The 25938-nt window shown below is 69.9% G+C and carries 29 protein-coding genes; 24 read left to right on the forward strand and 5 right to left on the reverse strand.

Going from position 1 to position 25938, the window contains the following annotated elements; all coding sequences use genetic code 11:
- The first annotated feature begins 52 nt into the window (after nt 1-52).
- Nucleotides 53-772: a CPBP family intramembrane glutamic endopeptidase gene (locus SACCYDRAFT_RS05510; protein ID WP_005454389.1), complete on the forward strand. Its 720-nt coding sequence runs from the start codon at nt 53-55 to the stop codon at nt 770-772.
- A gap of 56 nt (nt 773-828) precedes the next feature.
- Nucleotides 829-1641 carry a CPBP family intramembrane glutamic endopeptidase gene (locus SACCYDRAFT_RS05515; RefSeq protein ID WP_005454390.1) on the forward strand — a complete coding sequence of 271 codons (813 nt, stop codon included), beginning with the start codon at nt 829-831 and terminating at the stop codon, nt 1639-1641.
- Here the strand turns inward: SACCYDRAFT_RS05515 and SACCYDRAFT_RS05520 are convergent.
- Genes SACCYDRAFT_RS05520 through SACCYDRAFT_RS05535 form a run of 4 tightly spaced genes read right to left on the reverse strand, consistent with a single transcriptional unit; the run spans nt 1618 to nt 5149 of the window.
- On the reverse strand, nt 1618-2394 hold the full coding sequence (locus SACCYDRAFT_RS05520; protein WP_005454391.1) for a FadR/GntR family transcriptional regulator: 777 nt from the start codon (nt 2392-2394) through the stop codon (nt 1618-1620). The two genes, SACCYDRAFT_RS05515 and SACCYDRAFT_RS05520, sit on opposite strands and share 24 nt — an antisense overlap.
- Before the next feature lie 10 nt (nt 2395-2404).
- Nucleotides 2405-3529: an L-talarate/galactarate dehydratase gene (locus tag SACCYDRAFT_RS05525; protein ID WP_005454392.1), complete on the reverse strand. Its 1125-nt coding sequence runs from the start codon at nt 3527-3529 to the stop codon at nt 2405-2407.
- Nucleotides 3530-3575: 46 nt separating this feature from the next.
- Nucleotides 3576-4340, reverse strand: coding sequence for a sulfite exporter TauE/SafE family protein (locus SACCYDRAFT_RS05530; RefSeq protein ID WP_005454394.1), 765 nt, complete (start codon nt 4338-4340; stop codon nt 3576-3578).
- A complete protein-coding gene (locus tag SACCYDRAFT_RS05535; protein WP_043536189.1) occupies nt 4337-5149 on the reverse strand; it encodes an IclR family transcriptional regulator in 813 nt (270 codons plus the stop codon). The genes SACCYDRAFT_RS05530 and SACCYDRAFT_RS05535 overlap by 4 nt, the downstream gene beginning before the upstream one ends.
- A gap of 69 nt (nt 5150-5218) precedes the next feature.
- Here SACCYDRAFT_RS05535 and SACCYDRAFT_RS05540 point away from each other — a divergent pair, with 69 nt between their 5' ends.
- The 19 genes from SACCYDRAFT_RS05540 (at nt 5219) to SACCYDRAFT_RS05630 (ending at nt 22384) form a co-directional block, all read left to right on the forward strand.
- Complete coding sequence (locus tag SACCYDRAFT_RS05540) at nt 5219-6160, forward strand: 5-dehydro-4-deoxyglucarate dehydratase (RefSeq protein WP_005454397.1); 942 nt, start codon at nt 5219-5221, stop codon at nt 6158-6160.
- Nucleotides 6161-6170: 10 nt separating this feature from the next.
- A complete protein-coding gene (locus tag SACCYDRAFT_RS05545) occupies nt 6171-7460 on the forward strand; it encodes a glucarate dehydratase family protein (RefSeq protein WP_005454398.1) in 1290 nt (429 codons plus the stop codon).
- A 17-nt stretch (nt 7461-7477) separates the two neighbouring features.
- Nucleotides 7478-8461, forward strand: a complete 984-nt coding sequence (locus tag SACCYDRAFT_RS05550) for a Bug family tripartite tricarboxylate transporter substrate binding protein (protein WP_005454399.1) — start codon at nt 7478-7480, stop codon at nt 8459-8461.
- Nucleotides 8458-8910, forward strand: a complete 453-nt coding sequence (locus SACCYDRAFT_RS05555) for a tripartite tricarboxylate transporter TctB family protein (RefSeq protein ID WP_005454400.1) — start codon at nt 8458-8460, stop codon at nt 8908-8910. The genes SACCYDRAFT_RS05550 and SACCYDRAFT_RS05555 overlap by 4 nt, the downstream gene beginning before the upstream one ends.
- Before the next feature lie 20 nt (nt 8911-8930).
- Entirely contained in the window at nt 8931-10535 is a 1605-nt protein-coding gene (locus SACCYDRAFT_RS05560) for a tripartite tricarboxylate transporter permease (RefSeq protein ID WP_005454401.1), read from the forward strand.
- A gap of 1 nt (nt 10536) precedes the next feature.
- A complete protein-coding gene (locus SACCYDRAFT_RS05565; RefSeq protein WP_005454402.1) occupies nt 10537-11988 on the forward strand; it encodes an aldehyde dehydrogenase (NADP(+)) in 1452 nt (483 codons plus the stop codon).
- Between the two features lie 156 nt (nt 11989-12144).
- The gene (rpsP, locus tag SACCYDRAFT_RS05570; RefSeq protein WP_005454403.1) at nt 12145-12600 is read left to right on the forward strand and encodes a 30S ribosomal protein S16; all 456 of its coding nucleotides are present in this window, start codon (nt 12145-12147) and stop codon (nt 12598-12600) included.
- On the forward strand, nt 12597-12836 hold the full coding sequence (locus SACCYDRAFT_RS05575) for an RNA-binding protein (protein ID WP_005444189.1): 240 nt from the start codon (nt 12597-12599) through the stop codon (nt 12834-12836). Before rpsP ends, SACCYDRAFT_RS05575 begins: the two co-directional genes overlap by 4 nt.
- Before the next feature lie 20 nt (nt 12837-12856).
- Nucleotides 12857-13381, forward strand: coding sequence for a ribosome maturation factor RimM (gene rimM / locus SACCYDRAFT_RS05580; RefSeq protein WP_005454405.1), 525 nt, complete (start codon nt 12857-12859; stop codon nt 13379-13381).
- Between the two features lie 48 nt (nt 13382-13429).
- Nucleotides 13430-14209: a tRNA (guanosine(37)-N1)-methyltransferase TrmD gene (gene trmD / locus SACCYDRAFT_RS05585; protein ID WP_005454406.1), complete on the forward strand. Its 780-nt coding sequence runs from the start codon at nt 13430-13432 to the stop codon at nt 14207-14209.
- A 151-nt stretch (nt 14210-14360) separates the two neighbouring features.
- Complete coding sequence (gene rplS / locus SACCYDRAFT_RS05590; protein WP_005454408.1) at nt 14361-14720, forward strand: 50S ribosomal protein L19; 360 nt, start codon at nt 14361-14363, stop codon at nt 14718-14720.
- A 42-nt stretch (nt 14721-14762) separates the two neighbouring features.
- Entirely contained in the window at nt 14763-15743 is a 981-nt protein-coding gene (gene lepB / locus SACCYDRAFT_RS05595; RefSeq protein ID WP_005454409.1) for a signal peptidase I, read from the forward strand.
- Nucleotides 15744-15747: 4 nt separating this feature from the next.
- Nucleotides 15748-16587, forward strand: coding sequence for a ribonuclease HII (locus tag SACCYDRAFT_RS05600; protein WP_005454410.1), 840 nt, complete (start codon nt 15748-15750; stop codon nt 16585-16587).
- Nucleotides 16584-16907 carry a DUF2469 domain-containing protein gene (locus SACCYDRAFT_RS05605; RefSeq protein WP_005454411.1) on the forward strand — a complete coding sequence of 108 codons (324 nt, stop codon included), beginning with the start codon at nt 16584-16586 and terminating at the stop codon, nt 16905-16907. Before SACCYDRAFT_RS05600 ends, SACCYDRAFT_RS05605 begins: the two co-directional genes overlap by 4 nt.
- Before the next feature lie 180 nt (nt 16908-17087).
- The gene (locus SACCYDRAFT_RS05610) at nt 17088-17507 is read left to right on the forward strand and encodes a YraN family protein (RefSeq protein ID WP_232283831.1); all 420 of its coding nucleotides are present in this window, start codon (nt 17088-17090) and stop codon (nt 17505-17507) included.
- A complete protein-coding gene (locus SACCYDRAFT_RS05615; RefSeq protein WP_005454413.1) occupies nt 17508-19019 on the forward strand; it encodes a YifB family Mg chelatase-like AAA ATPase in 1512 nt (503 codons plus the stop codon).
- Nucleotides 19016-20212, forward strand: coding sequence for a DNA-processing protein DprA (dprA, locus tag SACCYDRAFT_RS05620; RefSeq protein WP_005454414.1), 1197 nt, complete (start codon nt 19016-19018; stop codon nt 20210-20212). Before SACCYDRAFT_RS05615 ends, dprA begins: the two co-directional genes overlap by 4 nt.
- A 74-nt stretch (nt 20213-20286) precedes the next feature.
- Nucleotides 20287-21264, forward strand: coding sequence for a tyrosine recombinase XerC (locus SACCYDRAFT_RS05625; RefSeq protein WP_005454415.1), 978 nt, complete (start codon nt 20287-20289; stop codon nt 21262-21264).
- On the forward strand, nt 21236-22384 hold the full coding sequence (locus SACCYDRAFT_RS05630; RefSeq protein WP_005454416.1) for a FliA/WhiG family RNA polymerase sigma factor: 1149 nt from the start codon (nt 21236-21238) through the stop codon (nt 22382-22384). Before SACCYDRAFT_RS05625 ends, SACCYDRAFT_RS05630 begins: the two co-directional genes overlap by 29 nt.
- Before the next feature lie 31 nt (nt 22385-22415).
- Here the strand turns inward: SACCYDRAFT_RS05630 and SACCYDRAFT_RS05635 are convergent, their stop codons facing one another.
- Nucleotides 22416-22985 (reverse strand): murein hydrolase activator EnvC family protein, encoded by a 570-nt coding sequence (locus tag SACCYDRAFT_RS05635; RefSeq protein WP_005454418.1) that lies wholly within the window; start codon nt 22983-22985, stop codon nt 22416-22418.
- A 411-nt stretch (nt 22986-23396) separates the two neighbouring features.
- Between SACCYDRAFT_RS05635 and rpsB the strand changes: the two genes are divergently transcribed.
- The 3 genes from rpsB to pyrH all read left to right on the forward strand — a co-directional run bounded on the left by rpsB (nt 23397) and on the right by pyrH (nt 25937).
- On the forward strand, nt 23397-24227 hold the full coding sequence (gene rpsB, locus SACCYDRAFT_RS05640) for a 30S ribosomal protein S2 (RefSeq protein WP_005454419.1): 831 nt from the start codon (nt 23397-23399) through the stop codon (nt 24225-24227).
- Nucleotides 24228-24268: 41 nt separating this feature from the next.
- Nucleotides 24269-25087 (forward strand): translation elongation factor Ts, encoded by an 819-nt coding sequence (tsf, locus tag SACCYDRAFT_RS05645; protein WP_005454420.1) that lies wholly within the window; start codon nt 24269-24271, stop codon nt 25085-25087.
- Between the two features lie 100 nt (nt 25088-25187).
- Nucleotides 25188-25937, forward strand: a complete 750-nt coding sequence (pyrH, locus tag SACCYDRAFT_RS05650) for a UMP kinase (RefSeq protein WP_005454421.1) — start codon at nt 25188-25190, stop codon at nt 25935-25937.
- The last annotated feature ends 1 nt before the right edge of the window (nt 25938 follow it).

Raw genomic sequence — 25938 nt, forward strand, 5'->3', positions numbered from 1 at the left:
CCGCCGTAGTGTTGACCACACAGTGATCGGCGTCCGCGGTCCGGGAGGTGCGGTGGAGGACGAGGGGGCGACGTCGGCCCGTGACGGGCTGGTGTTGGGGGCACACTGGGCTCTGGTCGCCTTCATCGCCTCCCTTGGCGCCTACTACGTACTCTCACTGCTGTTGTCCGGGCTCGCCTTCCACGGGCGGATCGCCCTTTCCGACCTCGGGCCGCTCATCCTGCTGGCCTTCGTGCCGAACCTCCTGCTGGGCGTGGGGCCGGTCCTCGCCTCGCGCCGGTGGGGCGGGGGAACGCGGGTCGACTTCGGACTGCGACCCACCGGCCGCGACCTGCGCGTTGGCCTGGCCTGCGGCGGGTTCTCGCTGCTCGCGGCGTACGTGCTGAACCTGGTGTTGCTCCAGGTCTACGGCGACGACCACCTGTCCGACTCCACCACGGAAGTGCTGAGGAGCATGACGTCCGGCCTCGGCTGGCTCGTGTTCGCGGCGCTCGTCGTGGTGGTGGCCGCGCCCCTGACCGAGGAGTTGCTGTTCCGGGGAGCACTGTGGACCGGCCTGGCGCACCACCGGGTGCCGCCCTGGGTGATCCTCGTACTGACGGCGCTGATCTTCGCGCAGGTACACGGGGAGCCGGAGCGCACGCTGGCCCTGCTGGGACAGGGCATCGCCATCGGCATGGCGCGGCTGATCACCGGAAGGGTGAGTGCGAGCGTCATCGCGCACGCCACCAACAACCTCCCGCCCGCGTTGCTGCTGTTCGGCGGCCCGTGATCGATCCCCGACCCAGTAGGCTCGGTGAGAAGATCACGAAAGGCGGAGGGGAACGCGTGGGGTCATCGGACTCACAGGACCCGGTGGGCGAGACGGTCGGTGCCGATGCGTCCGGGCCGTCGGATTCCGAGCCGAGCGAACGACCGGGGTTCCACCGGCCCACCCACCGCTGGGGTTTCGGGGCGTTTCTGCTCGTGGAGGCCGTGCTGCTGGCGACGGCGGCGTTCGTCGGCGCCTTCCTTCGCGGGGAGACGCCGGAGTCGGTGCCGGTACGCGACGTGCTCATCGGCACGATGACGCCCACGGTGCTCGCCGCGCTGTCCGCGCTGGTCATCACCAAGGTCCGGGGCAACGGCCCGCTGGCCGACCTGTGCCTCGCCTGGCGCTGGGACGACGTGAAGATCGGTCTCAAGTTCGGCGCTCTCGGCCTGGTGTGCACGGTGGTGGGTGTGCTGGTCTGGACCCGGCTGGTGGGGGAGGACAACGCCACCTCGGCCATCGGCGCGCTGGTGGAGGACAAGCCGATGTCGGTGTCGGCGGCCGTGACCATGTTCGTCTACCTGTGGCTGCTCGGCCCGATCTGCGAGGAGATCATCTACCGGGGACTGCTGTGGGGAGCGGCCGAACGACTGGGCTGGGGTTCCGAGCGGTGGGGCCGGTTCGCGGCGTTCGTGTTGTCGACGGCGGTGTTCGCCGTGAGCCACCTCGAACCGCTGCGCACGTCGCTGCTGCTCGTCATCGCCATCCCGATCGGGCTGGCCAGGCTGGTCACCGGCAGACTGCTCGGCAGTATCGTCGCCCACCAGATGAACAACTTCCTGCCCGCGCTGGCGATACTGCTGACCTCACTCGGCGTCCTCACCGCCTGAGCGCTTGTTCTGCGCACCCTCAGCTACCTGCTGCCCACCGCTCGCGGCGGAGAAGGGGCCAGGAACAGGCTCTGACGCCTGCCGTTGCGCGGCAAGCAGCCGGGCGCGGCTGCGGGTGAGATGCAGCCGCATGGCGGCGCGGGCGTGGTCGGGGTCCGAGCGGGCGATCGCGTCGTACACCTCGGCGTGCTCGGCCACGACGTGCGCGAACCCCGCCTCGCCCGACGGCAGACGGTCGCGGTGCATGACGATCAGCGACGGCCCGAAGGACGTCAGCAGGTCGGAGAAGTAGCGGTTTCCCGTGGCCAGCGCGACGCGCACGTGGAACCGGTGGTCGGCGCGCACGGCCGCGCCGGGGTTGTCGGCACGGGACGCGAACTCGTCGAGTGCCCGTTCGAGGTCCGACAGTTGCGTGAGCGAGCGCCGGACGGCGGCGAGGGCGGCGGCCTCGGTCTCCACGGCGATGCGGAACTCGACGAGGTCCACGACGTCGTCGAGGGTGCGCTCGCCGCCCTCGACGGTGGGGAAGCTGCTGGTGCTGGGCTGGGCGAGCACGAAACTGCCCTTGCCGTGGCGGGTCTCCACCAGGCCCGCCGCGGCCAGTCGCGAGATCGCCTCCCGCACCACCGTCCTGCTCACCCCGTGGTCGGCGACCAGGCGGGCCTCGGTCGGCAGCTTCTCGCCCGGACGGATGACACCCTCACGGATACGGGCGGTGAGGTGCTCGACGAGTTCCTGGGTCCGGCTGGCCACGGGGGAATCCTCACATATCCAGAACGACCTGGTCGGTGGTCCAGGCCCTGGCCCGCTCGGTGAGCGTGAGGCCCAGCCCGGGCCGGTCCGGGACGATCATCCGCCCGCCGGTGATCTCGAGGCGTTCGACGAACAGCGGTTCGAGCCAGTCGAAGTGCTCCACCCACGGCTCCAGCGGGTAGGTCGCCGCGAGTTGGACGTGGAGTTCCATGGCGAAGTGCGGGGCGACGGGCAGCTTCGCGTGTTCGGCGAGGGCGAGCAGCCGCAGGAACGGGGTGACACCGCCGACGCGCGGGGCGTCCGGTTGCAGGATGTCGGCCGCTTCCGCGCGGATGAGCTCCGCGTGCTCGGCGACGCTCGTGAGCATCTCCCCGGTCGCGATCGGTGTGTCGCAGGTGGCGGCGAGCCGGGCGTGACCGGCGTGGTCGTAGGCGTCGAGCGGTTCCTCGATCCACACGAGGTCGAAGCGCTCCAGTTCGCGGCAGCGGCGCAGGGCGGTGGCGCGGTCCCACTGCTGGTTGGCGTCGACCATGAGGGGGACGTCGTCGCCGAGGCGTTCGCGCACCGAGGCCACGCGCTTCACGTCCACACCGCCGTCCGGGTGGCCGACCTTGATCTTGATGCCGCCGACGCCGCGCTCGACGGCCGCGGCGGCGTTGTCGAGTACCCGCTCCAGCGGCGTGTGCAGGAAGCCACCCGAGGTGTTGTAGCACCGCACGGAGTCGCGGTGGGCGCCCAGTAGTTTGGCGAGCGACAACCCGGCGCGCTTGGCCTTGAGGTCCCACAGTGCGATGTCGAGGGCGGCGATGGCCTGGGTGGACAGTCCACTGCGGCCCACGGAGGCGCCCGCCCACACGAGCTTGTCCCAGAGCCGGGCGATGTCGTTGGGATCCTCGCCGAGCAGTTCGGGAGCGACCTGGGCGGCGTGGGCGTACTGGCCGGGACCACCCGCGCGCTTGGAGTAGCTGAAACCGAGGCCCTCGTGTCCACCTTCGGTGGCGATCTCGGCGAACAGCATCGACACCTCGGTCATGGGTTTCTGCCTGCCGGTGAACACCTTGGCGTCGCTGACGGGAGTGGACAGCGGCAGCGCCACGGAGGACAACCGGATGCGGGAGATGCGGTCAGACGTCATGGTCAGAGATCGTACAACTAGCCGAGAGATATGACGACCCTTCGAGTCAGCCTGACAGCCACAGATGCCCGGCGAGCCCGAACCCGGCCACCGCGATCGCGATGCGCAACGGACGTTCGGGAACTCTGCGCACGATCGCGGGCCCGATCCAGGCGCCGACGAGCGCGCCGGCGCCCAGCGCCACCGCCGCCACCCAGTCCACCGGTGCCAGGAACGCGTAGGCCACCCCCGCGGTGACGTTGGCCGCTCCGGTCACCACGTTCTTCACGGCGTTGGTCACCGGAAGCGGTTCCGTGGCCGTCACCGACAGCACGGCGAGCATGAGCACACCCGCGCCGGCCCCGAAGTACCCCCCGTACACGCCCACGAGTACGACGGCGATCATCGCCGGGATCGCGGGCAGGATCGCCGACGTCGGCCCCGCCGCACGCTGGTCGGCCATCGCGCGAAGCCGGTCGCGAGCGAGCAGGAGCCCCGCGCCGAGCGCGACGAGCCACGGCACCACCGCCTCGAACGCCTCGGGCGGCGTGCTGAGCAGCAGCACCGCACCGACCGAACCGCCGACGACGGCGAGCAGGGCGAGGCGTACCAGGCGGGCGCGCTGGCTGCGCAGCTCCCGCCGCGACGCGGCGGCGGCGCCGACGGTGGTGGAGAACAGTGCCACCGTGTTCGTGACGTTGGCCGCGATGGGCGGCAGTCCGGCCGCGAGCAGGGCCGGGTAGCTGAACAGTGAGGCCAGACCCGCGATCGACCCCGTGAGACCCGCAGCCACTCCCGCGAGGAGCAGCAGCGCGGCGGAGCCGGCCGTCACCCGCCGAAACCGGCCGGGGAGACAGCGCCGGTGAGGTCGACCGGGGCCATCCTCTCGATCTCCAGCCGTGTGCGTTCCATGGCTTCGAGGATCTCGCGGCGGCGCTCGTCGGTGAGTCCGGTCAGTGGGATGGAGCAACTGATCGCGTCGACCGCCGGGCGCGTGTAGCGCAGGGCGAGTCCGAAGCAGGTGACGCCGAGGTAGTTCTCCTCGTTGTCGATCGCGTACCCGCGCCTGCGGGTGAGGTCGAGATCCGACAGCAGGGTGGCGTGGTCGGTGATCGTGCGGGGTGTGATCGCGGTGAGTTCCGAGGGCACGTGCTCGTCGATGCCCTCGTCGAGTCGTTCGGCCAGCAGAGCCTTGCCCATGGAGGTGCTGAACGCGGGCAGTCTGCGGCCCACCCGGCTGAACGGCCGGATGTACTTGCTGGACTCCTTGGTGGCGAGGTAGACGATGTCGCCACGGTCGAGCCTGCCGTAGTGGATGGTCTCGTCCAGTTCGGCGCTCAGTTCGGTGATGAGCGGTTGGACGATGCGCAGATACGGGTCGGTGTCGAGGTACGTCGTTCCGGCGAGCAGTGCCCTGATACCGATGCTGTACTGCGTCCCGCTCTCGTCGACGCGAACCCAGCCGTGCTCCACGAGGGTGCGGATGAGCGCGTAGACGCTGCTACGGGGCGCGCCGAGCGCCTCGCTCAGTTCCCGGAGTCTCGCGGGCCGGTTCTGCCTCGACGCCAGCAGTTCCAGAAGTTCGACGGTCCGAGCCGCCGACTTCACTCCTCGCACGCCGCTTTCTCGCTCACTCGCCACGGTTGACAGCTTATCAAGTCAGGAGTAAGACTTCTGCCCACCTGACTTTCGTCTACATATGGAGACAACTTGACTGCCACGTGTACAGGTGAGGTTGTCGATCGCCTCCGTCGCGGTATGGAGACGGCGGTGCTGTCGTTCCCGCTCACGCCGTTCGACGACGAAGGAGCCGTCGACCTCGACGCCTTCCGCGACCACATCCGCGCACAGGTCGCCGCGGGCCCCGGTGCGTTGTTCCCCTGCTGCGGCACCGGAGAGTTCTTCTCGCTCGCCGAGGACGAGTACGAGACCCTCGTGGCCGCCGCCGTGGAGGAGGCCAAAGGCCGCCTGCCGGTCGTGGCCGGCGTGGGGTACGGCTGGGCCCAGGCAGCCCGGTTCGCCGCCGCTGCCGAGCGCGCCGGTGCCGACGCCGCACTGCTCCTGCCGCCGTACCTCGTGGACGGCCCGCAGCCGGGCCTCGTCGAGCACGTGCGCAAGGTCGCCACCTCCACCGCGCTGCCGCTGATCGTCTACCAGCGCGCGCAGGTGAAAATCAGCACGGCGGCGGTCGCGGAACTGGCCGAGATCCCCAGCGTCATCGGCGTCAAGGACGGGCACAGCGACCTCGACCAGGTGCAGCGCATGAAACTCGCCGCGCCCGACGACTGGCTGTTCTTCAACGGAGCCGCCACGGCGGAACTCCAGGCCCGCGCCTACCGGGCCATCGGGGTGCCCGCCTACTCCTCCGCCGTGCACGCGTTCGCTCCGGAGATCTCCCAGGCGTTCTTCCGGGCGCTGCACGCCGACGACCACGCCGAGGTCGAGAGGCTGCTCTCCGGCTTCTACCTGCCGCTCGTGGAACTGCGCGACCAGGGCAAGGGCTACGCCGTCTCGCTCGTGAAGGCGGCGGCGCGCCTGCGCGGACACAAGGTCGGCTCGGTCCGCGCCCCGCTGTCCGACCCGCCGCAGGAGCATCTCGACCGGCTCGAAGCCCTGCTCACCACCGGTCTGTCCCTGGCCAACGCCGCGTAGAGGAGCACCGATGTCCCGACCCGTCCCGAAGATCGTCAAAGCGCGCGTCACGCCGATCCTGATCTCCGACCCGCCGCTGCTGAACGTCCTCGGTGTGCACCAGCCGTACACGCCCCGCACGATCGTGGAGCTCGAGACCGACACCGGCGCGACCGGAGTCGGCGAGACCTACGGCGACACCGAGTACCTGCGCGTGGCCCGCGCGCTCGCCGAGGCCGTGGTGGGAAAGCCGGTCACCGCCCTGAACGGGCTGTCCGAACTGGCCTACTCGGCCGCGCAGCTCACCGATGACGGCGAGGAGTTCGACCCCGCGGGGCTGCGCGGTCGCCGCACGCCCGAGAAGACCGTGCGCAGTGTGGTGTCGGCGTTCGAGGTGGCGAGCCTCGACGCGCTCGGCAAGGAACTCGGCCTGCCCGTGCACGCGCTGCTCGGCGGCAAGATCCGCGATCGCGTCGACTACAGCGCCTACCTCTTCTACCGCTGGGCCGAACACCCGGAGGCCGACGCGCCGCGCGACGACTGGGGCGCGGCCCTCGACCCCGACGGCGTCGTGCGGCAGGCGCAGCGGTTCGCCGACACCTACGGCTTCCGCTCGTTCAAGCTCAAGGGCGGCGTCTTCGAACCCGACGCCGAGATCGAGGCGATCAAGGCGCTGGCCAAGGCGTTCCCGGGTATGCCGCTGCGACTCGACCCCAACGGCGGCTGGTCGGTCGAGACCAGCGTGCGCGTCGCCGAGGAGCTCGCCGACGTGCTCGAGTACATGGAGGACCCCACCACGGGCATCGACGGCATGGCCGAGGTGCGCAGGCGCACGGGTGCCCTGCTCGCCACGAACATGTGCGTCACCACGTTCGGCGAGATCCCAGAGGCGTTCGCCAAGGACGCCGTTCAGGTCGTGCTGTCCGACCACCACTACTGGGGCGGGCTCACCGCGACCCGGGAGCTCGCCGCGGTGTGCCGTACCCACGGCGTCGCGCTGTCGATGCACTCCAACACCCACCTCGGCGTGAGCCTCGCCGCCATGACCCACGTCGCCAGCGTCGTCGACAACCTCGACTTCGCCTGCGACAGCCACCGTCCATGGCAGACCGAGGACGTCGTCACGCGTCCGCACACCTTCGTCGACGGAGCGCTGGAGGTCGGTGACGAGCCCGGCCTCGGGATCGAACTGGACACCGACGCCCTCGCCGCCCTGCACGAACGTTGGGTCCGCCGGGAGGACATGCACGATCGCGACGACGTCGCCGCGATGCGCAAGGCCGACCCGTCGTGGACGCAACCCCCACTTCCCCGCTGGTAGCACTTTCGGAGGAATCAATGAGGATTCGCACGACCCTCGCGCTCGCCTGCGCCGCGGTGTTCGCGGTCGGCGCCTGCTCGGTCCAGGGCGGTTCGGGCGGCGAGAAGGGGGACTATCCCAGCCGCGCCGTGGAGTTCACGGTCTCCAGTTCCGCGGGCGGCGCCACCGACCTCGTCACGCGCGCCCTCGCCAAGAACCTGGAGGAACCGCTCGGAACGCAGATCGCCGTGGTGAACAAGCCCGGCGCCAACGGCAAGATCGCAGGCAAGGACGTGTTCGGCAGCGAACCCGACGGCTACCGCGTCGCGGTGATGCCGCAGTCGCTGTTCGCCGTCGGTCCGCTGGTGCTCGACGACCCCGACGCCATCCAGCTCGACGACATGACGTTCGTCGCGGGTCTCACGGTGGAGGACTACGTGCTCACCGTGCCCGCCACCTCGCCGGTGAAGAAGCTCGACGACCTGACCGCGCTCGACTCGGTGAAGTACGGCACCACCGGTGCGGGTACGGGAAGCCAGCTCGCCCAGGCGTTGTTGTTCGGCCTCGCCGGGACCGACGCCACCGCTGTGCCGTTCGACGGCGGTGGTCCGCTGCTCAACGCGCTGCTCGGGGAGAAGGTCGACGCGGGCGGTCTCCAGATCGCGGAGGCGGTGGAGCAGGTGAAGGCGGGCAAGTTGAGGGCTCTGGCCGTGTTCTCGCCCGAACGTCTCGACGCGATGCCCGACGTGCCCACCGCCACAGAACTCGGCTACGACGTCGTCGTGGACCAGCGGCGTTTCGTCGCGGCCCCGGCGGGCCTGCCGGACGACGTCCGCGACACCCTCGCCGACGCCATCGGCAAGGCCGTGGAGTCGCAGGACTACAACGACGTGCTGGCCGACAACTACATCAGCCGGTGGGACGCCAAGGGTGACGCGGTCGGTGAGCAGTTGGAGAAGTCCCGCACCCGCTTCGCCGACCTGGTCGACGAACTCGGTATCGACCTCGCCGGGCAGTCATGAGCACGTCGTACGAACGCAAGCAGAACATCGTCGCCGCGGCGATTCTGCTGGGCGTCGGGATCGTCGCCGCGATCGCGTCGTGGCAGCTCGGGGTCGGCGAACCCGCCGACCCCGGCCCCGGCCTCTGGCCCCTGATCGTCAGCGTCGGCCTGGTGGTGTTCGCCGCCGTGCTCGTGGTGCGGTCGCACCCCACGGGTGCGGAGGAACGGTTCAGCCGGGACTCGCTCGTGGTCGTCGGCGCGGTGCTGTCCCTGCTGGCCTATGCGTTCCTGTTCGAGCGGGTCGGCTTCGAGATCCCCACCATCGCACTGCTCGTGCTGTGGCTGAAGGGGTTCGGCAGGGAGTCGTGGAAGGTCACGGCGACCGTGTCGGTGGGGGCGACCGCGGTGGTGTACCTGCTGTTCATCACCGGCCTGGACATGTCGCTGCCGCACATCGTCCACCTGTAAGAGGAAGGGTTTGAGACGCGATGGACTTCCTCTCCCCGGTGATCGACGGCTTCGGTGTCGTCTTCCAACCGGACAACCTGCTCTACTGCCTGCTGGGCGTCACCCTCGGCATGCTCGTCGGTGTGCTGCCCGGCCTCGGCACGGCGGCGACGATCGCGATCCTGCTGCCGGTCACCTACAGCATCGAGGCCACCTCGGCGATCATCATGCTCGCCGGCATCTTCTACGGCGCCCAGTACGGCGGCACGATCACGTCCGTCCTGCTGCGCCTGCCCGGTGAGGCGCCGAGCGTGGTGACGGCCATCGACGGCTACGAGATGGCACGGCAGGGACGGGCCGGGGTCGCGCTCGGCATCTCCGCCGTCGGCTCCTTCGTCGGCGCCACCATCTCGATCATCGCGCTGACGTTCGTGGCGCCGCTGGTTTCCGGGTTCGCCGTCGAGTTCGGACCGGCCGAGTACACGATGCTCGCACTGCTCGGCATCCTCCTCGTCACCACCCTGGGCACCGGCTCGGTGCCGCGCAGCCTGGCCATGGCGATGCTGGGCCTGCTGCTCGCGACGATCGGCCAGGACCCGCTGTTCGGCGAGGCGCGCTTCACGCTCGGCAGCGACCAGCTCCTCGACGGCCTCGACTTCGTGGTCGTGGCGATGGGCCTCTTCGGTGTCGCGGAGATCCTGCACAACCTCGAATCGCTGCGGGGGAGGCCGAAACCGCGCGTCGAGGTGGGGTCGGTGTACCCGTCGCGCAAGGACATCCGTGAGGTGAAGGGCTCGTTCGCGCGCGGCTCGGTGATCGGTTTCCTGCTGGGCATCCTGCCCGGCGGCGGAGCCACGATGTCGTCGATGGTGGCCTACGCCGCCGAACGGAAGGCCGCGAAGCACCCGGAGCGCTTCGGCAAGGGCGCCATCCAGGGCGTCGCGGGTCCCGAGACCGCCAACAACGCCGCCGCCACCTCGTCGTTCATTCCGCTGCTGTCGCTCGGCATCCCCGCCAACGCGACGATGGCGGTCATGTTCGGCGCCCTCATGCTGCAGGGCATCACGCCGGGTCCGCTCCTGGTGGACGAGGAGCCGGAGCTGTTCTGGGGCGTCGTCAACTCGATGTACGTGGGCAACCTGCTGCTACTCGCACTGAGCCTGCCGCTGATCGGCGTCTTCGTGCGCATCGTGCGGGTGCGGCCCACGATCCTCGCGCCGCTCACCGTCATGATCGCGATGATCGGCGTGTACACCGTGCGCATGAACGTCGGCGACATGGTGCTCGTCGTCGTGCTCGGCGTGCTCGGCTACCTCATGAAGAAGGTCGGGTTCGAACCCGGGCCGCTCGTGCTGGCGTTCGTGCTCGGCGGCATCCTCGAACCCGCGTTCCGGCGCGCCATGCGCATGTTCGACGGGCAGCTCTCCGGCTTCCTGGGCGAACCGATCGCCGCGGCCCTGCTCGGGGTCATCGTGCTGCTCGTCCTGCTCACCCTCCTCCAGACCGTGCGAACCAAGCGGAAAGGAACCCATGACCGACCAGTTGCCGAGCATCGACCCGAGGACGGGGCGGACAACGACGACAGCGCAGACAGCGCAGACAGCGCAGTTGACGGGGACAGGACCGTCGCCGAGCACAGCCGATGACGTGGACGCCGCCTGTGCCAGGGCCAAGGCGGCGTTCGACGTGCTGAACGGCCGTGACCGCGCCTGGCGGGCCGGCCTGCTGCGGGCCATGGCCGACGAGTTGGAGTCGCGGCGCGAGGAGATCGTCGCCACGGCCGACGCCGAGACCGCGCTCGGCGAGCCGAGGCTGAACGGCGAGCTCACGCGCACCTGCTACCAGCTGCGGTTCTTCGCCGACGTGGTCACCGAGGGCGGGTACCTGGAGGCGACCGTCGACCACGCCGGGCCGACACCGATGGGCGCGAGGCCGGACCTGCGGCACATGCTCGTCCCGCTCGGCCCCGTGGCCGTGTTCGGGGCGAGCAACTTCCCGCTGGCCTTCTCGGTGCCCGGCGGCGACACGGCCTCCGCGCTGGCCGCGGGGTGTCCCGTCGTCGTCAAGGCTCACGAGTCGCACCCCCGGACGTCCCGGCTGTGCGGTGAGGCGCTCGCGGCGGCGGCGACGGCGTGCGGCGCGCCCGAGGGCACGGTGTCCGTGGTGTACGGCCGGGAGGCCGGGACGCGGCTCGTGCGGCACCCCGCCGTCACCGCCGTCGGGTTCACCGGGTCCGCGCACGGCGGCAGGGCGCTGCTCGACATCGTGAACTCCAGGCCCGACCCGATCCCGTTCTACGGTGAACTCAGCGGCATCAACCCGCTCGTGATCACCGCCGAGGCCGCGCGGGAACGGGCGGAGGACATCGGCCGGGGACTCGCCGAGTCGGTGCTGCTCGGCGCGGGGCAGTTCTGCACCAAGCCGGGACTGGCGTTCGTGCCCGCCACCGCGGACGGCGACCGGCTGGTCGAGGCGGCGGCCGCCGCCGTGACGAAGGCCGAGCCGCCGGTCCTGCTCAACGCCGGCATTCGCGACGCCTACGCGGAGATCTCCACCGCACTCACGGCCGTCGCGGGCGTCACCACCCTGGCCACCGGCGGCGCCTACGACGGCGAGGGGTTCGGCGTCACGCCGCTGCTGCTCTCGTTGGATCTCACGGAGGGAGGCGACCTCGCCGAGGCACTCACCCGCGAGTGCTTCGGGCCCCTCGGGGTCGTCGTCCGTTACCGGGACGACGAGCAACTCCTGGCGGCGTTGGCGGCGTTGGAACCGTCACTGACGGCGACCGTGCACCTCGGGCGCGACGAGGCGGAGCGCCGCGGCGACCTGCTCACGCGGCTGCAGCGGCTGTCGGGCAGGCTCGTCTTCGACGGCTACCCCACGGGTGTGGCCGTGTCGTGGGCCCAGCACCACGGCGGTCCGTGGCCGTCGACCAACGCCGTCCACACGTCGGTCGGCGCGGGCGCGATCCGCCGTTTCCTGCGCCCCTACACGTGGCAGGGTGCGCCCGAGGCGGTGCTGCCCCCCGAACTCAGGGACGGCCCGGCGCCTGTGCCGCGCCGCGTGGACGGAGTGCTCACGCTCCCCGGCACGGACTGAGTTCGCCCGCTCTGGCAAAATGGGAGCTTGCCCGCTCCGGTTCGGGCCCTCTCACCGTGCCGGGGCGACCACCTACCTGCGGGCACTCGGATCCGGCTCCCCACTCGGATCGTGTCCCGACCCGAGTACGAGAAGACGACAGGAGTACCCACACCCGTGGCTGTCAAGATCAAGCTGCAGCGCCTCGGCAAGATTCGCGCGCCCTACTACCGCATCGTGGTCGCGGACGCCCGCACCCGTCGTGACGGCCGGGCCATCGAGACCATCGGGAAGTACCACCCGAAGCAGGAGCCGAGCTTCATCGAGGTGGACTCCGAGCGCGCTCAGTACTGGCTGAAGGTCGGCGCCCAGCCCACGGAGCCCGTGCAGCGCATCCTCGAGATCACCGGCGACTGGCAGAAGTTCAAGGGCCTGCCCGGCGCCGAGGGCACGCTCCGTCAGCCTGAGCCCAAGCCCTCGAAGCAGGAGCTGTTCAACGCCGCGCTCGCCGCGGCCAACGAGGAGCCCGGCGTCGAGGCCACCACGCCGAAGAAGAAGAGCGGCAAGAAGGCCGACAAGGCCGAGGCGTCCGAGTCCGGTGACTCGGCGGAGAAGAAGGCCGACGAGGCGTGAGCTTCCTCGCCGACTCGCTCGAACACCTGGTGCGCGGCATCGTCGACAACCCCGACGACGTGCAGGTCGAGCTGATCACCACCCGTCGGGGCAGGACGCTGGAGGTCCACGTCCACCCCGACGATCTCGGCAAGGTGATCGGCCGTGGTGGCCGCACGGCCACCGCACTGCGCACCGTGATGGGATCCGTCGGTGGTCGCGGCGTCCGCGTGGACGTCATCGACACCGACCGCTGACCGCGCGAAGGTTTCCGAACGTGCAGGTCGTGGTGGGTCGGGTGGTCAAGCCGCACGGCATTCGAGGTGAACTCACCGTCGAGGTGCGCACGGACTCGCCCGAGGAACGCTTCGTACCGGGCGCGGTGCTCACCGCCCGATCTCGTGGTGGCAGCACCCGTCCGCTCACCGTGGCAGCCGTCCGCCCTCACGGCGGACGGCTGCTCGTGCGGTTCACCGAGGTGCCGGACCGCTCGGCGGCCGAGGAGGTCAGGGGCGTGTCCCTGCTGGTCGACGCCGAGGACCTGCCACCGATCGACGACCCGGACGAGTTCTACGACCACGAGCTGGAAGGCCTGCGCGCGGAGTTGGCCGACGGCACCGTCGTCGGCACGGTCCGTGAAGTGGTGCACTCGCCCGGTGGGGAACTGCTCGCCGTCGACATCGAGGAGTCCGGTGCCCGGCGGGAGGTCCTCGTGCCGTTCGTGACCGCGATCGTGCCGCGTGTGGACGTCGTCGGGGGCCGGATCGTGCTCGATCCACCCGAGGGCCTGCTCGACGGCTGAGCCCGCCGTCCGATCCGCCGTTCACGCGACGAGGATGAGAAGGAACACGTGAGCGAGTCGAGCTCTTCGCAACCGCCACTCCGCATCGACGTCGTCACGATCTTTCCGGAGTACCTCGAGCCCCTGCGGGCCGCGCTGCTCGGCAGGGCTGTCGAGCGGGGCCTGTTGGAGGTCGGCGTGCACGACCTGCGTGACTGGACGCACGACGTGCACCGGGCGGTCGACGACGCGCCCTACGGCGGCGGACCCGGCATGGTGATGAAGCCGCAGGTGTGGGGCGAGGCCCTGGACGACGTGTGCGGTGAACACACGCGCCTCGTCGTACCCACTCCGGCCGGTCGCCCGTTCACCCAGCAGACGGCGCGGGAGTACGCGACCGAACGGCACCTCGTGTTCGCGTGCGGACGCTACGAGGGCATCGACCAGCGGGTGATGACCGATGCCGCCCGGCGCATGCCGGTGGACGAGGTGTCCATCGGGGATTTCGTGCTCGTCGGGGGAGAGGTCGCCGTGCTCGCCATGGTCGAGGCGGTCGCCCGGCTGCTGCCGGGCGTGCTGGGCAACCCGGTCTCGGCCGAGCAGGACTCCTTCTCCGACGGGCTCCTCGAAGGTCCCAGTTACACCCGGCCGGAGGTGTGGCGGGGCCTCGCCGTGCCGCCCGTGCTCCGCTCCGGCAACCACGCGCTGATCGACCGGTGGCGCCGGGACGAGTCGTTGACGAGGACCTTTCGTCGCCGACCCGACCTGCTGGAACGCCTGCCGGAGAGTAGCCTGGACAAGCACGATCGCGAGGTGCTCGACCGGCTTCGCCGGGAGGCCGGTGACTGACGCCCGCGCACGTCTGCAATACTTGCGAGGTTGGCGCGACCGGTTCACGCGCCGAAGCTCCTGGGCCGCCCGCCGTCGGTGACACTGGCTGGCTGGCGCGCGCCCGGATCAAGTGAAGCCACATGCCACACAAGGACGAGGACGGACACCGATGAACACCCTGGACGCGTTGGACGCTCAGTCGCTGCGTTCTGACATCCCCTACTTCCGCCCGGGCGACACGCTGAAGGTTCACGTCCGCGTCATCGAGGGCAACCGCGAGCGCAACCAGGTGTTCGAGGGCGTGGTCATCCGCCGCCAGGGCGGTGGCATCCGCGAGACCTTCACCGTGCGCAAGGTGTCCTTCGGTGTCGGCGTCGAGCGGACCTTCCCCGTTCACACGCCGAACATCGCCAAGATCGAGGTCGCCCGCCGCGGTGACGTGCGTCGCGCGAAGCTCTACTACCTGCGCGACCTGCGCGGCAAGGCCGCCAAGATCAAGGAGCGCCGGGAAACCCCCTCTGCTTCGTGAGTAGTCGGCCGACTACCGTAGTCTGACGACGTGGTGGAGTCAGTGCCCTCGAACGCTGCGGAAGACGAGCCGGATCGCCCTGAGAACGAGGAGAAGGCGAGAGCGTCTTCGGACGCCGCCTCGACCGAGTCCACTCCGGGCGATTCGTCGTCTTCCGGGGCAGACGAGGACGGCACGCGGTCGGCCAAGCAGAACAAGCAGCGTTCCTTCTGGAAAGAGCTGCCCATCCTCATCGTCGTCGCGCTCGTGCTGGCGTTTCTGATCCAGCAGTTCGTCGCGCGGGTCTACATGATCCCGTCGGGCTCGATGGAACAGACGCTGCACGGCTGTCCCGGCTGCACTCCGGACCGCATCCTCGTCGACAAGGTCACCTACCACTTCACCGATCCCGCGCCGGGTGACGTTGTGGTCTTCCGGGGCCCGGACGCGTGGGTGGAGGACGATCCACCCAGCGACTCGTCCGGAAACCCGATCGCGAGCTTCTTCCAGAACATCGGCTCGGCGTTCGGGCTCGCACCGCCCGACGAGCGTGACTTCGTCAAGCGCATCGTCGCCACCGGCGGGCAGACCGTCGAGTGCTGCGACGAGCAGAACCGCGTCGTGGTCGACGGCAAGCCGCTGGACGAGCCGTACATCTACTGGCAGGGCGGCGAAGCGAAGCAGCAGGAGTTCGGGCCGGTGACAGTGCCCGAGAACACCGTGTGGGTGATGGGCGACAACCGCAACAACTCGTCCGACTCCCGGTACCAGGGCGGCGGTGGCGAACGCGGCGCCGTGCCGGTGGAGAACATCATCGGCAAGGCCCGGTTCATCGTCCTTCCCCCGTCCCGCTGGGACGTGGTGAGCGACCACGATCCACAGGCCTCCACCGAGCAACACTCGGCGATGAGCGCCCCGGCCTGGCAGCAGGGGCTGCCCCTGGCCGCGGGTGCGCTCGCGGCGTGGCCCACACTGTTCGTGAGCCGCAAGGCCGGCGTGGGAGTGCGCCGGTTGGTGACGAGGCGCCTCAGACGGGAGCGATAGCGCAGTGAGCGCCAGCAGCGTGAGCGTGCTCCGTCCACCTCGCGCCGTCATCCGTGGCGACACGGCGTGGGCGTTGCAGTCCGCTCTCGACCGGCGGGGGCTGGGCCCCGTGGCGGGGGTGGACGAAGCCGGCCGCGGGGCCTGTGCGGGGCCGCTGGTGGTCGCGGCGTGCGTGCTGCGGCCCGGCGACGCCTCCCGGCTCACCGAACTCACGGATTCGAAGCTGCTCACACCGCTCGCCCGCGACCGCGTGTACGAGCAGATCATGCGGCGGGCGCTGGACCACTCGATCGTCGTCGTCCCGCCCGCCGAGGTGGACGCGCACGGCATCCATGTCACCAACATCGAAGGCATGCGCAGGGCCGTGGCCGGGTTGTCGGTGCGGCCGGGTTACGTGCTGATCGACGGTTTCCGGGTGCCGGGTCTGCCCGCTCCGAGCGTGCCGGTGGTGAAAGGCGACCGCGCGGTGGCGTGCGTGGCCGCGGCGTCCGTGCTCGCGAAGGTCACGAGGGACCGCATCATGGCGGGCCTGCACAGCGAGTATCCGGTGTACGGTTTCGACGTCCACAAGGGATACACGACCGCCGAACACCGTGCGGCCCTGGCCGAGCACGGTCCGTGCGAGGCGCACCGCTGGTCGTTCACGAACGTGGCGTCCGTCGGTGTGGCGCGTGGCATGCGGCCGCCTCGGCGGGTGCTGCTGAGTTTCGCCGCGTTGCAGGCCGGCACGGCGGCTGGTACGCATGCCCCGGCGGCGGGTGCCGACACGGCGGTGGTGAGCGAGAATGGAGCTTCTGCCGACGACGGGTTGCAAGGCGCGCGAGGAGGGGCTCGGGTTTCATGAGTGCAGAGGATCTCGAGAAATACGAGACCGAGATGGAGCTGTCGCTGTACCGGGAGTACCGCGACATCGTCGGCCAGTTCTCGTACGTCGTGGAGACGGAGCGGCGTTTCTACCTGGCCAACGCCGTGGACGTGCAGGTGCGTGACGGTGGCGGCGACGTGTACTTCGAGGTGCGGATGTCGGACGCCTGGGTGTGGGACATGTACCGTCCCGCCCGCTTCGTGAAGAACGTCCGCGTGATCACTTTCAAGGACGTCAACGTCGAGGAGCTCGTCAAGCCGGAGCTGCGGCTTCCGGAGGACGGGCCGTTCGGTACCTGAGCCACCTGTGGTGGGCACATAGCGCATCCGGGCGTTGTCCGCCTGTGCGCGAGGGCGGTTGTCCACAGGGGGTCGGCTGTCCACAGCCTCGTCATTCCGAGCTGGTTGTCCCGATGGTCGCGCTGGCAGCGTGAGTGCTGCCAGCAGGAACGAACATCGGGGGTGACGAGCGTGAGCGCAGTGCGCGCGGTGCGGCCAGGCAGACGAACACCGGGATCGGCCGGGACGACCAGGTCGGAGGAGGCCGGGCGACCGGCACGGCTCGGGCGGCGTGGCGAGGACCTCGCTGCCGAGCATCTTCGGCGGCAGGGGCTGACCGTGCTGGAACGCAACTGGCGCTGCCGGGAGGGCGAGATCGACGTACTCGCCACCGACGGCCGGACGTTGATCGTGTGCGAGGTCAAGACGCGGTCCGGGCGAGGCTACGGAAGCCCCGCCGAATCCGTCACCCCGGAGAAGCGCAACCGCATCCGGAGCCTCGCCCTGCGCTGGCTGGCGGCCAGGCGGGTCGCGTGGTGCCCGCTGCGGTTCGACGTCATCGCCATCGACTGTCCACCACAAGGAACCCCGGTGTTGCGGCATCTCGTGGGGGCGTTCTGAATGGCGCTCGCACGGAGCTGGTCCATCGCCCTGCTCGGCATCGAAGGGCGGCTGGTGGAGATCGAGGCGGACATCGGCGCGGGAATGCCCGGCACGAAGCTGGTGGGGCTTCCTGATCCCGGGCTGCGCGAGGCGAAGGACCGGGTGCGGGCCGCGATCCGCAACAGCCGGTACACCTGGCCGGACACCAACGTCACGTTGGGACTCTCGCCTGCGAACCTGCCCAAGGTCGGTTCCTCGTATGACCTCGGCATCGCCGTGGCGGTGCTCGCAGCGTCGGGGGTCGTGCCCGCCGGTGAACTCGGCGGCATCGTCTTGTTGGGCGAGTTGGCGTTGGACGGTCGTCTGCGCCCGGTCCCGGGTGTACTGCCCGCACTCCTGGCGGCTCGGCGGCTCGGCCACCGCTGCGCCGTCGTCCCCGTCGAGTGCGTACCGGAGGCGGCGCTCGTCGACGGTGTCGACGTACTGGGAGCTCCCGCATTGGCCGATGTCGTCGGGTGGTTGCGACACGAGGTCGAGTTGGTACGTGCTGACGCCGTCGAGGTCGACCACGTCGAGCACGCTCCGGACCTCGCGGACGTGGTGGGACAGCCCGAAGCCCGTTGGGCGCTGGAGGTCGCCGCCGCGGGCGGGCATCACGTTCTGCTGACCGGCCCTCCGGGGATCGGCAAGACGATGCTCGCCACCCGCCTTCCCGGGTTGCTGCCCCCACTGTCGAAGGACGAGGCGTTGGAAGTGGCGGCCATCCGCTCGGTGGACGGATCACTGAGCCGGTCGGCGCCTCTTGCCCTGGTGCCGCCGTTCGTCGCGCCACACCATTCGATTTCGGCGGCGGCGCTCGTCGGGGGAGGCAGCGGCCTGGCGATACCCGGAGCCATCACCAAGGCGCATCGAGGCGTCCTCTTTCTGGACGAGGCCGCCGAATTCGGAGCCGAGCGCCTGGAGTCCCTCCGCACGGTTCTGGAGGAAGGCGAGATCCGCATCGCGCGTGCCAGGGGTGTCGTGCGATACCCGGCGTCGTTCCAGCTCGTGATGGCGAGCAATCCCTGTCCGTGCGCGCCGCCGCGCGAGACCGACTGCACGTGCACGCCCTCGGCGCGGCGACGGTACCTGGGCAGGCTGTCCGGGCCGTTGCTCGACAGGGTGGACCTACGGGTCCGCATGCGCCCGGTCACGGCCATGAGAACTCACGAAGTGAGCAGGCCGGAGTCCACCGAGGTGGTACGCAAACGCGTCGTGGCGGCACGGGACCGTGCGGCCGCGCGCTGGGCCGAACGCGGTTGGCGCACCAACGCTGCCGTGCCCGGCCCCGCGTTGTGGCGGGAGTTCGCGCTGCCCCGGAGTACCACGGCGCTGGTCGAGCATGGTCTCCAACGCGGAGCGATCACGGCTCGGGGCGCTGATCGTTGTCTGAGGGTCGCCTGGACCCTGGCCGATCTCGACGGAGCCGCCCGCCCCGAGAGTGACCACGTCGCGGCGGCGCTGGAGTTCCGCGACAGGAGGGCCGCATGAGCGCCGACGCCATCAGGTCGGCGCGGGCCTATCTGCTTCGCGTCGCCGAGCCGCCCGCATCAGCTCTCTGGCGGTTCGTCGCCGAGCACGGACCGGTGGAAGCGGCACGCAGAGTGCGCACGGCCGACGTACCCGACCGCGTGGCGGCCGAGACGGCCGCACGTCGGCAACTCGATCTTGCCACCCGCGACCTGGAGCTCGGTGCCGCGCAGGGGGCACGCCTGGTGATCCCGGAGGACGACGAATGGCCTGCGTGGCCGTTGTTGTCGCTCGAGGTCGCCACCGGACGCGGTGTCGAGGGGATGGCGCCTCCGCTGGCGTTGTGGGTACGTGGCGAAGCCGTGCTCGACGACGTGCTCGCCTTCGCGGTGGCCGTCGTCGGTGCCCGCGCGGCGACCGACTACGGCGAGAGTACGGCGGCCGAGTTCGCCTACGAACTCACCGATGCCGAGGTGACCGTCGTGTCGGGGGCGGCGTACGGCATCGACGGTGCGGCCCACCGAGGGGTGCTCGCGGCCGGGGGAGTCACGGTCGCCGTGCTCGGCTGTGGCCTCGACGTGGGATACCCGGCCGGTCACGTCGGGCTGCTCAACCGCGTGGTGCAGCGCGGCGCCGTGATCTCGGAGTACCCGCCGGGTACCCAGCCGGCACGACACCGCTTCCTGGTACGCAACCGGCTGATCGCCGCCCTGACCGCCGGGACGCTCGTCGTCGAGGCCGGTCGCCGCAGCGGCGCTCGCAACACGGCCACCACTGCGGGGCTGCTCGGCAAGGCGGTCATGGCGGTGCCGGGACCGATCACGTCGGCGATGTCCGTGGGATGTCACCAGCTCGTCAGGGACTCGCAGGCCACGCTGGTCTCCTCCGTGTCCGATGTGGTGGACACCGTCGGCAGGCTGGGCAGCGGTCTGGCCCGTCGTGGCGCCGGTGCGCGGCGGCGTACCGACGGTCTCGACCCGGAGTCGCTGCGGGTGTTCGAGGCACTGCCCTCACGGGGTGGTCGCTCGCCCGACGCGATCGCCACCGAGTCGGGCGTCAGCCTCCGACGCGTCCGTGCGGTGCTGCCCGCACTGGAGCTCGACGGCCTGGCCCAGCGGTGCGATGAGGGCTGGAAACAGCGAAACGACCAAGGCGCGAGTCGGCGACGAGGGGATGACGATCACGATCCACGTGTTGGGCGTGGCGATGCTTGACTGCGTGGTGCCCGGCAGCGCAGCGTCAGGGCATGACGACGAAGCGTCCTCATCGTGGAGCCGGCAGGGCCGTGGTGGAGCGGTTGCGTTCCGCCCTCCCGCAGCACGCGGCCGAGGTCGTGGGCGACTACGAGGATCACCTGCGCGATGAACGTGGTCTGTCCCAGCACACCGTGAGGGCGTACCTCGGGGACGTCGTGTCGCTGCTGGCGTTCCTCCACGGCGTGACGACGGACGACGAGTGCGGCGAGCAGCCCGAGTTCTCCGACGGTCGCGACCGGTTCGAAACCCTCGACATCGGCGTGCTCAGGGCCTGGCTCGCCCAACAACACGAGCAGGGACGCAGCCGTACCACACTGGCCCGGCGCGCGGCGTCAGCGAGGACATTCACCGCGTGGGCGCACCGGCGCGGGTTGTTGGCTTCCGATCCCGGTGCGCGGTTGGCCGCGCCACGGCCGCAGCGCAGGCTTCCCGGTGTGCTCCGCCGGGACGAGGCCGGCGAACTCATGCAGGTCACCGCGAGGGGAGCCGAGGAGGGGCATCCCCTCGCGCTACGTGATCACGCTCTGATCGAGTTGCTGTACGCCACAGGTGTGCGAATCTCAGAACTGTGCGGACTAGACATCGATGACGCCGACTTCGAACGTCGGATCGTCCGCGTCCTGGGAAAGGGGAGGAAACAACGAATGGTGCCGTTCGGCCTGCCTGCGGAGCGTTCGCTCCGGTCGTGGCTGAGGCAGGGACGCCCGGCTGTGGCGACCCACGACTCCGGTCCGGCCCTCTTCCTCGGCGCGCGGGGCGGGCGGGTGGATCCGCGAACGGTACGACGGGTCGTGCACGAGGCCGTGGCCGCTGTGCCCGGCGCTGTCGACATCGGTCCGCACGGACTGCGGCACTCCGCGGCAACCCACATGCTCGACGGCGGCGCCGATCTTCGCAGCGTTCAGGAACTACTCGGTCACGCTACGCTTGCCACGACGCAGCTCTACACTCACGTGACAGTCGATCGGCTGAAGGCGATCCATGACCAGACCCACCCCCGTGCCCGGTGAGGCCGCCACTGCCGAGGCGGGCGCAGCGGCTCCGCCACAGGACGGCCGGGGAGACGGGAAGGTCATGACCGCGGCCACGACCGAGAGCACCTGTCCCCCCGCCCGAGTCGACGATCGATCGACCGCATCCGCCGCGCCGGTCGCGAAGCCCGCCGCCGAACACGTTGCCGGGGAGCCGGCCGCTGGGTCCGCCGCTGCTGAATCCGACCCCGACACCGAGCCCGGCACCGAGTCCGACGGCGGACGCACCATCGAGGCGGTCGCCGAATCCGGCGCCGAGCCTGTCGCCGAGCCCACCAGCGAACCGGCTGCGGGATCGATGGCCGAACCGGTTGCGGAGGATGCTGCCGAACCGGCTGAGTCGACCATCGAGGCGCTGTGGCGACAGTTCGCTCGCTCGCCGAGCCAGCGGGTACGTGACCGGCTCGTTCTCCACTACGCCCCGCTGGTCAAGTACGTCGCAGGCCGGGTCGGCACGGGACTTCCCACCCACATCGACGTGGCCGACCTCATCCAGTCGGGCATCTTCGGGCTGGTCGACGCCATCGAGAAGTTCGACCCCGGCCGGGGCCTGCGGTTCGAGACGTACGCCATGCAGCGCATTCGGGGTGCGATCCTCGACGACCTCCGTTCCCAGGACTGGGTTCCAAGAGTTGTGCGCAGCAGGGCGCGTGAGATCGAGCGTGCTCACGAGCGGCTCGGTGCACGGCTGCGTCGCACACCGACCGACTCGGAGGTCGCGGCCGAACTCGGTATCTCCCTGCGGGACCTGCGGGACCTGTACGGCCAGCTCAGGTTGACGAGCGTTCTCGCACTCGACGACCTCATGGGGCCGAACAAGGACAACAGCATGGGCTCACCCGCCGACACGTTGCCGGACGACGACGCGGTGGACCCCGCCGCCGTGCTCGTCGACCAGGACAACCGCAAGCAGCTCGCCGAGGCCATCGCCCAGCTCAACGAGCGCGACCGCATCGTGGTGAGCCTCTACTACTTCGAGAACCTCACGCTCGCCGAGATCGGCAAGGTCCTCGGGGTCACCGAGTCGCGGGTGAGCCAACTGCACACCCGGGCCGTCCTACGACTGCGCGCCAAGTTGGTCGAGAACGTCGGGTCGTGACACGGGCACCCTGCGACCCCCGCACGCGGGTTCAGGGCGGCACGTGCGTCACCACCCAGGGCTTGAGTCGTAGGGCGGCGTTCGGAACGACGATCCGGAGCGGATCGAGGTAGTCGCTCCCACGCCGTACGCCCCAGTGCAGACACGCCTCCACGGGGCAGCCGGGGTGCCCGGCCGCAACGGTTCCGATGGCCTGGCCGCCGTACACCCGTTCACCCGCCGAAACCTTCCACACCACCGGCTCGTACGTGGTGCGTACACCGCCGTCGTGGTCGATCGAGACGACTCCGCGTCCGGCCACTCGCCCCGCGAACACCACGATTCCCTCGGAGGAGGCCAGCACGTCCTGGCCCGTGGTGGCCGCGAGATCGACGCCGCGGTGGCCCGGGCCGTACGGCCCGGGCGGCCGGTCGAACGTTCGCACCACCGAGGGACGTCCCTCCAACGGCCACGAGAACCTCGGCGGGTCGGCGCGGGGATCCGCCGAGGTGCTCGCTTCTGCCTGTTCCGCCCACGCCTCGGGGGCGACCGGTCCGGTCACGGCTGGTGCGACCCCTGCGGTGAGCAGGAGCGCGCCGACCAGCGCGGTCAGCGCGGCCATCGGCGCAGGCCGGCGTGGGGTCGCAGGTGGGGAGGCCATGTGGAAAGCGTCGGCGGGATGGTGGCCGGGCGAAAGCCGGGAAATCGAAGCTGTGGACAACCGGGTGGTGACTTTCCGTGGAAACGCCGGCCTGTGGACAAGTGGCCGCCGAGTCGAGCTCCGAGCAGGTGGCCGCGTACACTGATTGGCGCAGTTTGTGCTCGCACAGCTGACTTCGCGTGCACGTGCGCGCTCCGTTCGCCGGTGGTTCGCCCGACGGTGAACGGCGCACGGGCGCTCGGCGGTCTTCCGGACGTGTTCCGGAAGTCCGGGCGCTCGCACTGCACCAGGGCGGGGACCACCCGGTTCTCGCGACAACCGGCCACGCGCGCCCCAGGGTGCGCTCGACACAGAAGAGGTGCGAATCCGGCCATGGCCGTCGTCACCATGAAGCAGTTGCTCGATTCCGGCGTGCACTTCGGGCACCAGACCCGCCGCTGGAACCCGAAGATGAAGCGCTACATCCTCACCGAGCGCAACGGCATCTACATCATCGACCTGCAGCAGACGCTGTCCTACATCGACCGTGCCTTCGAGTTCGTGAAGGAGACGGTCGCCCACGGCGGCACGATCCTGTTCGTCGGTACCAAGAAGCAGGCCCAGGAGGCCATCGCCAACGAGGCGCTGCGCGTGGGCATGCCCTTCGTCAACCAGCGTTGGCTGGGCGGCATGCTGACCAACTTCCAGACCGTGCACAAGCGCCTTCAGCGCCTCAAGGAGCTGGAGTCGCAGGAGCAGACCGGCGGTTTCCAGGGGCTGACGAAGCGCGAGATCCTGACGCTCACCCGTGAGAAGGACAAGCTGGAGCGGACCCTCGGTGGTATCCGCGACATGTCCAAGGTGCCCAGCGCTGTGTGGATCGTCGACACCAAGAAGGAGCACATCGCCGTCAACGAGGCGCGCAAGCTCAACATCCCGGTCGTCGCGATCCTCGACACCAACTGCGACCCGGACGAGGTCGACTACCCGATCCCCGGTAACGACGACGCCATCCGCTCGGCGGCTCTGCTCACCAAGGTGGTCGCGGAGGCCGCGGCCGCGGGTCTGATGGCGCGTTCCGGACGCAACGGTGCCGCTGCCGAGGGCGAGGACAAGCCCGCCGTGGCGACGGACGAGCCGCTCCCCGAGTGGGAGCAGGAGCTGCTGGCCGGTTCCGAAGCCGCGGGCTCGGAGCAGTCGAGCGAGCAGACCCCCGCCTCCTGATCCCTTTCACCGCGTACCGCAGAAGGAACGGACAACGCACGATGGCTAACTACACCGCGGCAGACGTCAAGCGCCTCCGCGAGCTCACGGGCTCGGGCATGATGGACTGCAAGAAGGCCCTGGAGGAGAACGACGGCGACTTCGACAAGGCCGTCGAGCACCTGCGCATCAAGGGCGCCAAGGACGTCGGCAAGCGTGCCGAGCGGGCCACCGCCGAGGGGCTCGTGGCCGGTGACGGCGGCGTGCTGATCGAGCTCAACTCGGAGACCGACTTCGTCGCGAAGAACGAGGAGTTCGGCGCGCTGGCCGACAAGATCGTCGAGGCTGCGAAGAAGCTGCGCACCAGCGACACGGAGCAGCTCAAGGGCGCCGAGTTCGAGGAAGGCAAGACCGTCGCCGAGGCGATCCAGGAGCTGTCGGCCAAGATCGGCGAGAAGCTGGAACTGCGTCGTGTGGTCAGCTTCGAGGGCCAGGTCAACACCTACCTGCACCGCCGTGGCGCAGGCCTGCCCCCGGCGGTCGGCGTGCTGATCGAGTACACCGGTGACAACGCGGACGCCGCCCGTACCGCGGCGCTCCAGGTCGCGGCGCTGAAGCCGAAGTACCTCACCCGCGACGAGGTTCCCGCGGACGTCGTCGAGAACGAGCGTCGGATCGCCGAGCAGACCGCCCGCGAGGAGGGCAAGCCCGAGCAGGCGCTGCCGAAGATCATCGAGGGTAAGGTCAACGCCTTCTACAAGGACACCGTGCTGCTGGAGCAGCCGTCGGTCACGGACAACAAGAAGACGGTGAAGGCCCTGCTCGACGAGGCGGGCGTGACCGTCACCCGGTTCGCGCGTTTCGAGGTCGGCCAGGCATAGCCTGCCGGTCCGGCAGTTGTGCCCCGTCTCCCGCCAGTCCAGGAGGCGGGGCACAGTTGTGAGAGCGGCACACCCCAGCACTACAGCGGGCGGAGGCGAGATGAACGAGGACGGTACCGCCAGGTCAGGGTACGGTTATCGAAGGGTATTGCTGAAACTGGGCGGCGAGATGTTCGGCGGTGGTTCCGTCGGCGTCGATCCGAACGTGGTGCATTCGATAGCGGTACAGATCGCCGACGTCGTGCGCAACGGCGTGCAGGTGGCTGTCGTCATCGGGGGTGGCAACTTCTTCCGTGGCGCGGAGCTGTCGCAGCGCGGGCTCGACCGGGACCGCGCCGACTACATGGCCATGCTGGGCACGGTCATGAACTCCCTGGCGCTCCAGGACTTCCTGGAGAAGGAAGGCGTGCCCACCAGGGTGCAGACGGCGATCACCATGGGCCAGGTCGCCGAACCCTACATTCCCCGCCGCGCCGAGCGGCATCTCGAGAAGGGCCGCGTCGTGATCTTCGGTGCGGGAACCGGCATGCCGTACTTCTCGACCGACACCGCCGCGGCCCAGCGGGCTCTCGAGATCGGCTGCGACGTGGTACTGATGGCCAAGGCCGTCGACGGCGTCTACACCGCCGACCCGCGCGTCGACCCGGCCGCGAAGCTGTTCGACGAGATCACCCATCGCGAGGTCCTGGAGCAGGGACTCAAGGTCGCCGACGCAACGGCCTTCAGCCTGTGCATGGACAACAACATGCCGATCATCGTGTTCAACCTTCTCACCGAGGGCAACATCGCTCGAGCGGTGAGTGGTGAGAGGATCGGCACATTGGTCAGTACACCCACACATCTGGAGTAGC

It is taken from the genome of Saccharomonospora cyanea NA-134 (assembly GCF_000244975.1).
In the GTDB taxonomy this organism is placed as follows: Bacteria; Actinomycetota; Actinomycetes; order Mycobacteriales; family Pseudonocardiaceae; genus Saccharomonospora; species Saccharomonospora cyanea.

Bases quoted from the DNA above. Each gene is read 5' to 3' on its own strand.
- SACCYDRAFT_RS05525 (WP_005454392.1), bottom strand. From the start codon at position 3,529: ATGACGTCTGACCGCATCTCCCGCATCCGGTTGTCCTCCGTGGCGCTG.
- SACCYDRAFT_RS05545 (WP_005454398.1), top strand. From the start codon at position 6,171: ATGTCCCGACCCGTCCCGAAGATCGTCAAAGCGCGCGTCACGCCGATC.
- SACCYDRAFT_RS05550 (WP_005454399.1), top strand. From the start codon at position 7,478: ATGAGGATTCGCACGACCCTCGCGCTCGCCTGCGCCGCGGTGTTCGCG.
- SACCYDRAFT_RS05555 (WP_005454400.1), top strand. From the start codon at position 8,458: ATGAGCACGTCGTACGAACGCAAGCAGAACATCGTCGCCGCGGCGATT.
- SACCYDRAFT_RS05560 (WP_005454401.1), top strand. From the start codon at position 8,931: ATGGACTTCCTCTCCCCGGTGATCGACGGCTTCGGTGTCGTCTTCCAA.
- rplS (WP_005454408.1), top strand. From the start codon at position 14,361: ATGAACACCCTGGACGCGTTGGACGCTCAGTCGCTGCGTTCTGACATC.
- SACCYDRAFT_RS05605 (WP_005454411.1), top strand. From the start codon at position 16,584: ATGAGTGCAGAGGATCTCGAGAAATACGAGACCGAGATGGAGCTGTCG.
- SACCYDRAFT_RS05615 (WP_005454413.1), top strand. From the start codon at position 17,508: ATGGCGCTCGCACGGAGCTGGTCCATCGCCCTGCTCGGCATCGAAGGG.
- dprA (WP_005454414.1), top strand. From the start codon at position 19,016: ATGAGCGCCGACGCCATCAGGTCGGCGCGGGCCTATCTGCTTCGCGTC.
- SACCYDRAFT_RS05630 (WP_005454416.1), top strand. From the start codon at position 21,236: ATGACCAGACCCACCCCCGTGCCCGGTGAGGCCGCCACTGCCGAGGCG.
- SACCYDRAFT_RS05635 (WP_005454418.1), bottom strand. From the start codon at position 22,985: ATGGCCGCGCTGACCGCGCTGGTCGGCGCGCTCCTGCTCACCGCAGGG.
- rpsB (WP_005454419.1), top strand. From the start codon at position 23,397: ATGGCCGTCGTCACCATGAAGCAGTTGCTCGATTCCGGCGTGCACTTC.
- tsf (WP_005454420.1), top strand. From the start codon at position 24,269: ATGGCTAACTACACCGCGGCAGACGTCAAGCGCCTCCGCGAGCTCACG.
- pyrH (WP_005454421.1), top strand. From the start codon at position 25,188: ATGAACGAGGACGGTACCGCCAGGTCAGGGTACGGTTATCGAAGGGTA.